11 protein-coding genes and 1 tRNA gene are annotated in these 13,808 nt (G+C 40.3%); 3 read left to right on the forward strand and 9 right to left on the reverse strand.

The window, feature by feature from the left end; translation table 11 throughout:
- Positions 1-16: 16 nt before the first annotated feature.
- The 7 genes from B5X76_RS07525 to B5X76_RS07555 all read right to left on the reverse strand — a co-directional run bounded on the left by B5X76_RS07525 (position 17) and on the right by B5X76_RS07555 (position 8,175).
- Positions 17-1,159: a glutathionylspermidine synthase family protein gene (locus B5X76_RS07525; RefSeq protein ID WP_079642495.1), complete on the reverse strand. Its 1,143-nt coding sequence runs from the start codon at positions 1,157-1,159 to the stop codon at positions 17-19.
- Entirely contained in the window at positions 1,159-1,530 is a 372-nt protein-coding gene (locus B5X76_RS07530; protein ID WP_079642496.1) for a hypothetical protein, read from the reverse strand. The genes B5X76_RS07525 and B5X76_RS07530 overlap by 1 nt, the downstream gene beginning before the upstream one ends.
- On the reverse strand, positions 1,530-1,823 hold the full coding sequence (locus B5X76_RS07535; protein WP_079642497.1) for a hypothetical protein: 294 nt from the start codon (positions 1,821-1,823) through the stop codon (positions 1,530-1,532). The genes B5X76_RS07530 and B5X76_RS07535 overlap by 1 nt, the downstream gene beginning before the upstream one ends.
- Positions 1,824-1,911: 88 nt before the next feature.
- Positions 1,912-4,635 (reverse strand): UvrD-helicase domain-containing protein, encoded by a 2,724-nt coding sequence (locus tag B5X76_RS07540; RefSeq protein WP_079642498.1) that lies wholly within the window; start codon positions 4,633-4,635, stop codon positions 1,912-1,914.
- Positions 4,636-4,781: 146 nt separating this feature from the next.
- A complete protein-coding gene (locus B5X76_RS07545; RefSeq protein ID WP_079642499.1) occupies positions 4,782-5,804 on the reverse strand; it encodes an LLM class flavin-dependent oxidoreductase in 1,023 nt (340 codons plus the stop codon).
- Positions 5,805-5,857: 53 nt separating this feature from the next.
- Positions 5,858-6,928 carry an NADH:flavin oxidoreductase/NADH oxidase gene (locus B5X76_RS07550; RefSeq protein ID WP_079642500.1) on the reverse strand — a complete coding sequence of 357 codons (1,071 nt, stop codon included), beginning with the start codon at positions 6,926-6,928 and terminating at the stop codon, positions 5,858-5,860.
- A 182-nt stretch (positions 6,929-7,110) separates the two neighbouring features.
- Positions 7,111-8,175 (reverse strand): alpha/beta fold hydrolase, encoded by a 1,065-nt coding sequence (locus B5X76_RS07555; protein ID WP_079642501.1) that lies wholly within the window; start codon positions 8,173-8,175, stop codon positions 7,111-7,113.
- 288 nt (positions 8,176-8,463) lie between these two features.
- Here B5X76_RS07555 and B5X76_RS07560 point away from each other — a divergent pair, with 288 nt between their 5' ends.
- On the forward strand, positions 8,464-9,732 hold the full coding sequence (locus B5X76_RS07560) for an amidohydrolase family protein (RefSeq protein ID WP_079642502.1): 1,269 nt from the start codon (positions 8,464-8,466) through the stop codon (positions 9,730-9,732).
- Positions 9,733-9,808: 76 nt separating this feature from the next.
- On the opposite strand, the gene B5X76_RS07565 is transcribed toward B5X76_RS07560, so the two are convergent.
- Positions 9,809-11,725: a peptide-N-glycosidase F-related protein gene (locus tag B5X76_RS07565; protein WP_079642503.1), complete on the reverse strand. Its 1,917-nt coding sequence runs from the start codon at positions 11,723-11,725 to the stop codon at positions 9,809-9,811.
- A gap of 345 nt (positions 11,726-12,070) precedes the next feature.
- Between B5X76_RS07565 and B5X76_RS07570 the strand changes: the two genes are divergently transcribed.
- Entirely contained in the window at positions 12,071-12,922 is an 852-nt protein-coding gene (locus B5X76_RS07570) for a hypothetical protein (protein ID WP_079642504.1), read from the forward strand.
- Positions 12,923-12,955: 33 nt separating this feature from the next.
- Here the strand turns inward: B5X76_RS07570 and B5X76_RS07575 are convergent.
- A tRNA-Ile gene (locus B5X76_RS07575) sits at positions 12,956-13,029 on the reverse strand.
- Positions 13,030-13,115: 86 nt separating this feature from the next.
- On the opposite strand from B5X76_RS07575, the gene B5X76_RS07580 reads away from it, so the two are divergent.
- On the forward strand, positions 13,116-13,748 hold the full coding sequence (locus tag B5X76_RS07580) for an HAD family hydrolase (protein ID WP_079642540.1): 633 nt from the start codon (positions 13,116-13,118) through the stop codon (positions 13,746-13,748).
- Positions 13,749-13,808 lie beyond the last annotated feature (60 nt).

Consider the following 13,808-nt stretch of genomic DNA (forward strand, 5'->3'; position numbering starts at 1 on the left):
ATAAATGATACTGCTTTTAATGCCTTATGATATGCGGGACAAATCGACTTTGATCCGTTGTGATGGGCATATCCGATTCTCTAAAGGATATACCACAGGATTCCTGTCCGATTATCCAACTACCTATAATGGAGAATCCAGAGTCTTCACGATGTAAATTAGCCAGCTCTTGGTATACAAATCCCTCTTCACCGTATTCCCCTTCTGTAGAATAGATCATCTGTTTGTCGTAATACATCTCAATATTAGCTCCTTCTCTAGATAGAATGGGTTTCTTTACAAAATGTTTTAAATGATCTGGCTCTTTAAAGTAGGCCGCTAGCAGATTTGGATGATTTGGAAACAATTCCCATAAAATCGGGAGAATCGCTTTGTTGGATAATAGCATCTTCCAGGAGGGTTCGATCCATTGTGTTTGGTTGAGATCATTAATGATATGAACTCCAAATTCTTCACGTACCATCCATTCCCAAGGGTATAGTTTGAATATAGATTGAATAGATTCACCTTCTACATCTACAAAGTCGCGACCGGTCCAGCCGATATCATCTATATAGATTAGTTTGGTCTGTAGTCCTGCTTGGATGGCTGTATCCCGAAGATACTCCAGATTTGTAAGATCTTCGAGAGTCTCTTTTGCGCAGGCAAAATGTAAAATATCCCCTTTAAGGTAAGGTTTTAGTTCGCCCCAGCTGTTGATCAGTTGTTCGTGAATGCTATTGAATTGGTCGGTGAGTTCTGGAAAGTAGTGTTTTTTCCAGTACCACTGCACTATACCGGTTTCAAATAATGAAGTTGGTGTATCGGCATTGAACTCTAGCATTTTCAATGCTCCGCTGCTGGCATCGTAAGCGAAGTCAAATCTACCGTAGATAGAGGGGGCATCATTCTCCCAAGTACGTTCGATATGGTGAATTATAAACGGAGGAATATGGAAATGATGATAAAGTTTGTTTTTTATAATATAATCTACTGCCTCTAGACACATCGACCATAATTCGTTGGTCGCTTTATAGATAAGATCGGCTTCTTTGCTACTTATCTCATAGTAATAATCATCGACCCAATAGGGGGTTCCACCCAGACTATGGTATCCGTACCCAATAGCTTCCAATCGAGACTCCCAGCTGGGATCTATACGTAATTTCTTTATTTGCATTACGATCCAGCCGATGCTCTAGGGGTAGTGGTAGCACTCTTACCAAAACCACCTCGTTGTGCATTAAAAGCAGCAGCCTTCGCCGCATTGGTGCCGGATACAGACTGCGGGTGCAGGCTATTGTTAGCATATCCCAATACGCCTCCCATATGTCTGAATGCCATAAACCAAAGTAAAGAAGATCCCATACCACCACCGGTACCATGTCCGGAACGGTAGTTGTCTGTGACTTCTGTATAAGCTGCGGTAGAATCAGCTCGCATATATACACGTTGCTTTCCATCCGTATGCTGTTGTTGTGGTTGGGCACAAGACGCTAATACAGAGGTGATAAGTACAAGTTGGATATTTTTTGCAGATGACTTTCTCATTATTGTACAGTTACGTAGATAGGTACTTTACTCAAAGTTTTTGTCGAATCGACACCATCCCAAGTATTGGGAGCAGCTGCTGTAACGATAGTGTCGTTTTTTGCGGCGATCTGTTCTCCGTTGTACCAGATATGCTGGGTTGTGATGTGTAGTACAGAGTCTCCTTTTACAACCGTTTTCAAAGTGACTTCTCTTGCAGATTTTTTGTCTAGTTGTTCCAATTTTTGATCCTTTTCTTGATTACTACAAGAAACAAGTGCCAATATAGAAAATACTCCGATTAGATATTTCATAATGTCCATATACCTTACAAACTTACAAAAAATAGGTCTGATAGGCAATAGAGTAGATGTGAAAGGGAGTGGTCAGATTATTAATTTTTTAATAACTATCGTTATCAACGACTGCATTTACGGCTGTCGTTTTACGGAACGTGGTATAATCGCATCCATATCTAAAATTTGTACATCCATACATTTGAGATGTACAAATTTTATTCGATATGTTCTTAATAAAACGAAGTTCGCCACCACAGCGTTCACATTGCTGCGAAGGACTTGCTAATGGGCCAACATGATCGAGATGAAGTTCACGGATAAACTTGGACTGCTTGTTTCTGTTTAGTAGAAAATAAAACTTTTCCTTAGCCCTGGTCATAGCGACATAGAACACCCTTCGTTCTTCGCTGTTAGGATATTGGTCGTCACCTGACAACAGAAGATTTAGAACCTTATCATCACTTAACTCTGCAGGAAACCCATATTTACCGCTTTCGCAATTTATTAGGATAACAATATCGGCTTCAAGTCCTTTTGCACTGTGTACTGTTTGAAAATCAATTTTCTTATCCAGTTGTAGTTGATTATTGCGGACTGTATTTCCGTGTCTATCGATTTGAATATCGCGAAGTAGGCTGTGAATCTCGATGTAGGAGTGCTTTTTTGAAACTTTTACGTCAGGGGCATCTTGGATACGATTGATATCATGTTGATACCTACCTAGTAACAGCATGGATTTATGTTGTAGCTTTTGTCCATACTGCGCATACAGTTTTTGTAATACATGGAGCAGATCTTGGTTAAGATGTGATATGTTGTCCTGTGTGTATTCGAAAAAAACTTCTGTTTTTCTATTGCCTGGATTTCGTAGTGTCTTCTCTATTTGATAGGGGTTCTTTAGGATGAAACGGGATGAAATACTGATCATAGGTTCCGCAAATCGATACGTGTTTTCAATCTTTCTGACTACTGTATGCCCAAAGAACTCTCCAAATTGATTAAATAGTGTTAGATCACTGCCAGAAAAACGGTAAATAGATTGCCAGTCGTCTCCGACAGCAAATAATTTGCAATAGCGTTGTTTTTTTAAAGCTAAAAGGAGTTTGCAGCGATTGATCGAGAGGTCCTGAAATTCATCGACAATGATATACTTATAAGCGTGTTGGTACCGATTGTTTTTTACCTTTAACGTGGCGCTGTGGATTAAATCGTCAAAATCTACCTTTTTGAGAAACTTTAGTCTCTCTTGATAAGCTAGTTGTATGCGATGGACAATGTCGAAAAACTGTTCATTACGATTTTGAAGTTCTCCATCCTGTCTGAACTGCTGACTGTTACTTTGAATTAACCTGTCGAAGGTCTGACCACTGGATTTGAACAGCGTAATGAAGGTTTGTATTAATTTGAGGACGGCATCTATTTCTTTGCCATAGGCTTCTTCAAGGATTTTATAAATATCTTCATTCGATTTCCGTCGCAGTGGAACTCCGTATTTTGACAGATGACTGATTAGGGTCTCTTCAATTGTTTTTTCCTTAAACTCATGCGCATAGGATTTGATATATCTGCTGCGGTAAGACTCATGTAAGTCATCACTCCAGATTAAGGTATCCTTGTACTCAGCCGTAGGGAGATGGTCTATAAAGATCAGATGATCTTGAGGAAATGGACAGGTTTTGATCCGCTGTGCGTCATAACCGTTGAGATAGATTGTGAATGTGGGCTTATATCTTTTTAATTGTTTATCTAGAGCGGCTTTTTCCTCTTCGCGCAACGAGACAAAAAATGGGGTCTCATAGCTGTAGGGTATATCGTGTAAAAAAAGAAAATTGGCTATATAGCAGTGTTCTCCATTCTTGACAAATTCCCCAACCATGCTCTTATCATGTCCATGCATGAGGAACCGACGCTTGGCGAGTAAACCCTGTATGGATTCGAAATCGCTGTCTTTTAAATAATCGATATAAGCAGCATCGTTTTTAAATTCACTATTGTTTAAGATGGGACGGAGTCCGTTGAGTACAAAATCGTTGAATGAGGATAAATATGTTTTATCTGTGCACATACGGTGATGTATGTCAATGATTGTTCGTTCAACTTCGTTTGGGGGTAGAATAGCAGGTTCTGATTCTCCGTCTTTAATGATCTGATAAGCAAGAGCATGAAAAGTGCGACAATTGATACCTAAATGGGCTAGTTTTTCTTTTAGATCGTCTGCATTTTTTTTGGCAAAGGATAAGACTAGTATATCTGTTGGTTTAGCCAACTTATTGTAAAGTAAATAGGCTATCTTCGCTTGTACTGTAGTTGTTTTTCCACATCCAGCTCCAGCAATGACTAAGGTATTATCATCGTCATGTAGGATCGCATCAACCTGCTGTTTGTCCAAAGGATGCGAGAGCAAGGTCTGAAAATATTTTTTACTTCTGTTTTTCTCCCGTTCTAGAAAAGAGGTGTTGTGGGCTATTCTAAGCTTTTCGCCATGCGTTACATAAGTGCGTATAGCTTGGTAAGATGATGACAAGGAGTTATCTAGATGAATATTTTTTTTAAAAGTAATTGATGGAAGCTTACGCTCGATATATGCTACTTTTTGAGCCAATTCGTTATTTGAACAGTAGGAATCGGTAAAAGGTAGGATCTGTTTGTAAATGGTTTGGATAACAGATGCATGGGTATTAAGGTATTTATGGTATACAATATCATCAGCATCTGATTTTTGTTGTTTGTCTTCGTAGTGTTGTTTACTCCTCAGATAATTGTATCGTAGTGCAAGTCCTATAAGGACAAGGCAGATTGTAACTAGTATACTGGCAAATGTAAACATGAACTTGGCGTAATGCTGCGAAGATACAAGTTTATCGGAGCTAAAGTATCCTTCATGTCACGGTGTGGAAAACTATATCCGCTCCCAAGATCGAATTTGAAATATAGTCTTGGGAGCAGTGTATAATCTGTGCTATAATACGGTGTCTAGCGCCAGCCTAATGCAGGAGCTACATGGGTCAAGAATGACGACAATACATGTACATTGTATTCTACCCCTAGTGTATTGGGAATTGTTAACAGCAGAGTGTCAGCCTCCTGGATCGCTTCGTCTTCAGCAAGCTCTTTGATGAGTTGATCAGGTTCTGCTGCGTAGCTGCGCCCAAAGATCGTGCGTTTGTCGGTCTCAATGACGCCGATCTGATCGGATTTGTTGGCTTCTTGTCCAAAATAGTAACGGTCTAAATCATTGACCAAGGCAAAAATAGAGCGACTCACCGAAACTCTTGGTTTATGAGAATGGCCCGCTTGTTTCCAGGCTTCTCGGTACAATCTTATCTGTTCGGCTTGTTGTACATGGAATGGTTTCCCGCTTTCATCGTATTTCAGCGTCGAACTTTGTAAATGCATTCCATTTTCCGCTGCCCACACTGCAGTAGCATTGGACGCAGCACCCCACCAGATTCTATCACGCAAGCTTTCAGAATGGGGCTCCAACCGTAAAAGCCCTGGAGGATTAGGAAACATGGGGTAGGGATTGGGCTCTGCGAAACCTATACCGTTGAGTTTTTCTAGAAATTCAAGTCCTTTTTTGCGTCCCATATCAGCATCTGTGTCACCCTCGTCGGGTTCATAACCAAAATACCGCCAGCCATCTATCACTTGCTCAGGCGACCCTCTACTGATACCCAGTTGTAATCGGCCGCCCGAAATAATATCTGCTGCGCCAGCATCTTCTACCATATAAAGCGGGTTTTCGTAACGCATATCGATTACGCCGGTGCCGATTTCGATTTTACTGGTTTTAGCGCCTATTGCGGCCAGAAGAGGGAATGGTGAGGCTAATTGCTGAGCAAAGTGATGTACCCGGAAGTATGCTCCGTCTACACCTAGTTCTTCGGCGGCGACTGCCAAGTCAATAGACTGCAGCAATGTGTCGCTGGCCGAACGTGTACTGTAGGCAGGATGACTGCCCCAGTGACCAAAAGATAAGAAGCCTATTTTTTTCATATGTGTATAACGTATTTTTTATTTGTCATTAACTTGATATAATATTGTTTTTATTACATTGTTTCGAGACCCCGAGCGTATGCAGGAGGCCAAGGGACATCTACACCGAGATCATAGGCAAACTGAAGTACCAGGTGTGGGTTTTGTAAAAATCCACGACCTATTAATATAAGATCAGCTTGTTCCTGCTGTAGTATTTGCTCTGCTTGTTGGGCTCGTTTAATTAAGCCTACTGTCCCGGTTAGGATCGAGGTATCTTCTTTTATACGTTGTGCAAAAGGAACCTGATAACCATCTTTTACCATAATCTCCTGATGTCGGACCGCGCCACCTGATGATACATCTACCACCTCAACACCCATGGTCTTGACGATTTCGACAAGCCTAATCGACTCTTGTAAATTCCAGCCTCCATCGGCCCAATCGGTTGCCGAAATACGTAACCACAGGGATTGTTGTTGTAGTACGCTTTGTACGGCTTCAATGATCTGGACTAAAAAGCGGATTCTGTTTTCAAATGAGCCACCATAATCATCGGTGCGAAGATTGGTTAAAGGAGATAGAAACTGATGGATTAGATAACCGTGTGCACCATGAAGCTCTATAATATCATATCCTGCCTGTACCGCCCGTAAGGCGGAATCCTTAAAAGCGGTTATGAGTTGCTGTATTTGCGCGATGCTAAGAGCTACAGGGGCATGTTCTGTTACATGATAGGGGATTGCCGACGGCGCTAGGGTCTGCCACCCATTTTCTTGATCTGGTCTTATTTGTTTCCTACTGATCCAGGGTTTTTCTGTAGAAGCCTTTCGTCCTGCATGTGCGAGTTGGATCCCAATGAGACTGCCTTGCTGGTGGACAAAGTCAACAATATCTTTTAATGGAGCTATCTGTTTGTCGTTCCACAATCCCAAATCTCCATGGGAGATACGTCCATCTATGGTAACGGAAGTCGCTTCTTGAATAATTAGAGCGGCTTTTCCAATGGCAAATTGGCCAAGGTGAACAAGATGCCAATTATTGGCTAACCCGTCAATAGCAGAGTACTGACACATGGGAGATACCACAATCCTGTTCGATAATGTTTGGTTTTTTAACACAAGAGGTGTAAATAGTAAACTCATATGTATAAAAATACACTATTTATGTAGTGAAAAAAAGCCCATCTATTAGCGATAGGATTTTTCTAAAATTAATGACATAGAGACTACAGAAGTCTTTATCGTATAGTATAAAATCAATCATTTAGCAATGTCGTCGAGGCGTGTTGGGACGGTTTCAACCTATAAGTGATGACGAATGTTTTCTAGCGTTGATAAAGACGTAGAAAGTCAATTATTGCTTTTAAGAAGTTTCTAGGGGCTGCATAGTGAATGTTATGCGCTATATCGTCAAATATCTGATGTACGATTAAGTCTGGATGTTGAACAGCTAATGCACTGTTTGCCTCGCAAATGGGGATAGGATCATTGACTGAGCGAGCATCCATTATTAATACGGGGACGCTAAGGTTTTTGAATATTTTCGCAGGACGTACATTCACGATAGAAGCGGCATACTTACTGACTTTAGGACTACCAAATAAGACCTCAGACATATGGAGACTATCTTGCATATGGTAATATTCGGGCTGCCCAACATAGGTTATCCATAACGAATCTTTTGGCTTGATATAGCTAAGGATCTGAAACTGACTGCCTGTTTCATCGGGATCATATAGACTCTTATAAGCTTCAAATTTGTTGTAGTGATAACCAAAATACTTTTCTTTAATGTCCATTGGTACATTAACAAGCTGTAGTTTTTGTCTTAGGTGTACACTATCTAGGTTGAGGTAACTGTGGTCAAAGTCGACGGAGCCTCCATCTTCTAAGATTAGAGCATCTACATAACCAGGATACAATTTGTAGAAGTTGGTCGCAAGAAATCCTCCGCGAGAGAAACCGCCGATGACCGCCTGTTTAATATGTAGATGATCTAACAAAAACTTGATATCCGAGCAAAGATCATCAAAGGAGGCGTCAAATATGGGGACTCCCGTTTTGCCGGCATTATACTGATCGATAGCGATGACACGGTACTTATTGTCCACAAGATCCTGTGCAAAAGGCATGAATTCATAGGCATTGCTCAGACTGCCATGTAACCATACAAATACCTGTTGGGTAGTCGAGGTATCACCCCATTCGAGATACGATAGTTTAATGTTTTTAGTGTCGACATAGCGGCGGTGCTCGGTTTCGAACTGTTCGTATATAGCGAGATCTGATCGGAATTTGTCTTGTAGGAGTATATCGTTACGTTCCTGTGAATAGGATGCCAAAAAGCAGAAAAATGAAAGTAAGAATAGTTTAGATCGTAATAAGTACATAATATTTAGTTTGCGAACTATGCCTTTTTCAAACCTACATAAATTCGCCTTTACAAGCAATATAATTGCGTCGTAATATAAAAGCGAATTTTGTTGCTCTCCGCATCCATTTAGATTCTTTTATAGAGGAAATGTAAAAATAGTTTTTAGTGTAAAGAGGGGGGCGTATTGAAATTACGGAGATGTTACAGACAGAGCGGACTGTTTTTGATACGTTATATAAAGTTAAGTAGTGTTTTATTTTGCGAACGAGATATATCTTTAATCTGTTGAAGTTGTCTTATTATAATGATAAAACAATTTGTTCAGTCCCTTTTTCTCGGACTTCTATTGACCGGTACAGCAATAAATACATCGGTTGCACAGAAGACATCTGGCGGCATTCTCTTACGTAATGCAACAATAATAGATGGAAGATCCCATATAAAGCCTTATCAGGGATCTATACTAATAGAAGATGGCTTGATTAAAAAGATTACGAAGCAGCATATATCTGTGGACCAAGATGTACATCAGCTGGATTGTACTGGCAAATATATTGTCCCAGGTCTGTTTGAAGCACATATGCATCTAGCGACAGGCGATCTTTCTGATAGAAATAAAGCAAAGGCATCTACCGACAGAATCCTACTTAATATGGTTCACCATGGCATCACTACGGTACGTGATATGGCAGGGGATGCGCCCTATTTATTTGATTACAAAAGAAAAATCGATAAAGGGGAACTGTTGGGGCCTGATATTTTTTACGCAGCGCAATTTGCGGGACCCGACTATTTCGAAATGTTTTCCAGAGGGAGTCGCGTTAAGATGGGAAATAAGGCTTGGGAGCGTGCGATAACTGATACCACTGATATAGAAAAGGTAGTGAAAGAGGCTAAGGCCGCCGGTGTTACAGCTATTAAGACCTATGCTCAACTGTCAAAAGAAACGATGTTGAAAATTGTTAAATCAGCACGGAAAGAAGGACTGTTGGTATGGAGCCATGCTACCGTATTTCCGATACAGCCGACAGATGCGGTGGAGTTGTCTGTCAATAGTATATCGCATGCTGCCGATGTTATCTTTGAACAGATCCCCAGAGATAGCTTGACTTTAAGTTACGCCTGGTCACAGGTGTATAAGGGGCTAAAGGTAGATCCGAAAACACTGAACCCATTGTTTGTGTTAATGAAGAAGAATAAAGTCTATTTTGATCCTACAATTTTTCATGCAACGAACAATAAGTTATATTATGCAGTCGAAATCGCAAAGCTTGCTCATCAGTCAGGGGTAAAGATCGTATGTGGTACGGATTGGATTTATCCGGAAGATACTTCTATGGTTCCATTGTATGATGAAGCTCGGATTTATAAAGAAGATGTAGGAATGTCGGCATTAGAAGTTTTAGAGAGTCTCACGTATAATGCTGCGCTTGTGACAGGATTAAAAGATCGAGGGTGTTTAATGAAGGGACTGCGTGCTGATTTATTACTGTTGGACAAGAATCCGATGGAAGATATAAAAGCGCTGTTTCAACCTCAGATGGTCTTCTTGAAAGGTAATATTGTGAAGTAAGTCAACCCTACTTCACATCATTACTGATTTTAAAATCCGCGCATCTTCAAGTAGATATAGCGATTTCTTAAATATACTATCTCTTGTTTATTCGTCCTTTGAATCGACTGATGCCATTGGTAAAGGCTTCGACGACTATCCTTCCTTTCGGGAGATGGGTTAAGTCGTAGTTGTAAGTCGCATTTTTGACCGCTTTATATTCGTGTCTCTGCCACAGTACACCATCCACTGTGATCTGTACTCTCAGATCGCTTAGTTTGTTGGATACTACCGTAAGCTGTGTTTGATCGGTTACCGACCTAGGGTATAAGGAAAACGCATGTCTTGCTGTAGTCGTATCCATTGAAAAACCATCGGTAGCTTTGAAGCTAAACATTTCACCACTACCACAATCACTTTCAAATGCATGGATCAGGTTGCCTGCCATATCAAACAAACGAAGATGACCGTCTCCTTTTTGAGGTTGAGCCCAGAATTGTAAGCCATTGCCAGCAGTATCGATTAGCAGAAGTGAATGGTTTCCTTCCGACAGACGTATAGTATCTGTATACAGGGTTTCCGCGGTGAGCTGATTTGCCATTTTTTGATAAATTGTATCTTTTTGAGCGTTGATAAGAAATACGCTGTTATCTTCTGGATTTTTATTTGTGAGCAATTGCAGTACAAATTCTGAAGGGAATCTTGGAGGGGCCGTAAAAGTAGTCTGTGTATAATTATCTCCCGTCCAGGCATCTTTCTTTCCGTTAGGTTGGTTAAGCGTTAAATGAAATACGTTTTTGCCATCATGTTCCTGGATTATACCGGGTAACTGCACGTCAGCAACCTGATTGAATGGGAGATTGCCTTTCCAATGAAACGTTTTATCTGGAAACCCTTTGGTACCATACACGATAATCAATGAATGTAAGGGGGCAGCGCCTAGGTTTCTGAAAGAAATTCTTGGACCTGAACTCGCAGGATTCAATCTCGAAAAGCGCTGTTCATCGCTGGGTACCATAATAGTTTCAATAGCAACATCTGTTTTTTGTTTAGGAGCCTTATAATGGAACAAAAATGAAGAGATATTTTCTGTAGCTTGAATGTTGTCTGTTGCCACATAAGGCTCCATGATTAAGGAAACTTGATGTTTACCTGGTTTAGTAAACATGTCGATGATGTCTGGTTGTTGAAGGTCACCAGGACACCAGTATGCCCGATCATAGATCCAAGTACCACCTTGGGGGTATAGCGGATTATCGCCACATTTTTTCCACATGTCTCGTTTGTCTACCAGTTTGCCATTCAACGAAATTTCACGCCATCGGCTACAGAATTCACTACATCCACGAGGTCTATCCATACCATGACCAGTGTGTTGTATACGGATGCGACTTAACGTAGCTCCGTTTTTCGATTCATAGTTTATAGGCAAGAGGTGCGCTTCAATCTTCTCATTGGGGTCACCGTATTTATAAGCTTTATTCCATAAGGGTTCCATGCCCAGATACTCCACTACTGGAGGACCATACAGAATGTCAAAATCTATACTGAGCGCCCAACCTACCGTTTTATCTTCGTAACCGGTGTGTACATATACTATTTCAACACTGTCGCGTAGTAAGGGGGCGAAGTCCGTAACATCCACCTGCCACTTCCAGCTCCATCCCTTGTTAAATATGCTACCATAAGGTGTTAGCATTCTACCAAGTTCATAGTTGAGTTCCGGTCCATTAGTACCGCCTTTGCGACGCAATATGATATGATCTAGGTAGTCCCAGTGCGCCGTATTTAAGCTGTCAGGGCTACCCAGGGTTACGTGCATCGTCATCTTGCGAATGGAAGCATTTTTGTTAGGAAATATTCCCCAAGCCGGGTAAGGGTTTGCGGCAGTGATAGGGTCGCATATGATTGTCGTACGGTCATGCGTCGTCACATGGCTTATCGGTTTGTTTTGAGCACGAGCGCCATAAAACAATATCAGGAAAAATATGGATAGGATATGTTTTAAGTTCATGGATTTACAGTTGTTTTTTCAAACCTACATAAATTTGACTTGTCCCGCAATATAATTGCGGTTCGTTATACGTTACGTATTGCAGCATATTGGTTATTACTTTTCGTAATCTTGAATAGAATTGGAGAAATGGGTAATATTATTATTAACGGAAAGCTTTCTTCATCGTTTGATAATGTGTAGTAAGTTTGCCTATCGGCCTTGTCTCGTGTTAATCTGCTTTTATTTTCGGATGAATATTTTTCTATTATTTCTTTGTTATTTGGATTACCTTAGGAGCATACAAATGTCAGGAAGTCCCGTGTTTGACGTACTGGTCTTTAATAGTTATTAGTGATGTAATAAATGAAAAAGTTTGTCTTAATTGGAATTTTAGTGATTTCTTATATGGCTCATGGTCAGAGCCCAATGACCGAATCAAAAGAGGGAAAACAAAATTCGGCCATCTATTTTGATTACTATAGGGATTTTCAAAACTATGCAACAAATAAAAGTTGCAAATACCGTGATTTGTATGATAAGTATACAAAGATAGATTCTCTTCCTATCTATTACAAGATGACTAAAAAGCCTGACGAGTACCCCTCGCCTTGTTATGAGATAGTAGGGGATGGCACAGTAAGAACGGGTATGTCTTATCATTACACGTTTCTACTTCAGATGTTTTATAAGAGACTTAGCTGTCTTAAGGACGGAAGTAAGCTTGATTCTGATTTTATGAAGTATGAGGCGTACGACTCTTTTCGTCATGAGACCACCAGAGAGGCTATCGAGTTGCTCGGACTATATGAAAATAATCGAATAGGGGATGATGAACCTGATGTCTTATTTGAGCGTGCCAAAGCTTATTTCAAACAGGGGCTTTACATTCATTCCAATGCTATATTTGCTTTTTTAGCAACTGTAGACGAATCCTATTGTGAAGCATGCATAAATAATGTCGGTCTATCTTTTTATCACGAAAAGGCTTATAGAAAAGCCCTAGACTACTTTGAGTATGCTATAACATTATATCCAGAAGGATATTTGGGGTATTTAAATGCGGGCGCCGCTAAAAGTTATCTCCCGGTAGACTTAGGAGATCAAAATCAAAGTATTTACTACTTCAAAAAAGCCTATGAGCTTGCACCGGATAACCCTAATGTGATTAATAACTATAAAAATGCGATGAAGGGAGTATTGCAGCAGTTACAATAAAAAAAACCTCACATTATTGTGAGGTTTTTCAAGTGCGCCCACCTGGGCTCGAACCAGGGACCAAAAGATTATGAGTCTTCTACTCTAACCGACTGAGCTATAGGCGCGGTTTTTTATGTTGATCAAAAGTGCAACGTTGTTCCCTTTTGACGATGCAATTATCGATATTTGTAACGAGAAAACAAAATTTTCCATGCAAAAAATTGAAAATATTATTTTGGATTATGGCAACGTAATCTTCATGATTAACTTCGTTAGATCGCAAGAGGCTTTTACTCAATTAGGTATAGCAAATGCGGACGAAGTGTTCGCTCATCATGGGCAGATCGCATTATTTGATGAATTTGATAAGGGAAATGTCAGTCCAGCCGAATTTAGAGACGGCGTCCGAAAATTAACGAATAATTTTAAGTTGACCGACGATGATATTGACGAAGCTTGGAATGCATTATTGATTGGAGTTCCAGATGGTAAGCATGAGTTATTACTGGCGTTGAAAGAAAATTATAGAACTTTTCTACTGAGTAATAATAATGCGATTCATTACGCATATTGTATGCAGCATATTCAAGCCAAGTATGGCGTTGCGGATAATTCGGTATTCTTCGAAAAAACGTATTATTCCCATTTAGTAGGTATGCGTAAGCCAGATGCAGAAATATTCCAGCTCGTACTGAATGAAATGAACCTTGTGCCGGATCGTACCCTGTTTGTTGATGATAGTCCTCAACACCTTGAAGCCGCCTCCGCATTGGGTATTCATACCGCTTTATGTTCCGCAAAGAATCCTTTAGAGAAAATTGTGAAAGACTGGAATTTGCTTTAAAAAATATTTCAGATTATAAGATATAATCTTTACATTTGCAGGCACAAGAATTTTGCAAAC

Origin of the sequence: Sphingobacterium nematocida, assembly GCF_900168125.1 — a bacterium.
GTDB classification, from domain to species: Bacteria; Bacteroidota; Bacteroidia; order Sphingobacteriales; family Sphingobacteriaceae; genus Sphingobacterium; species Sphingobacterium nematocida.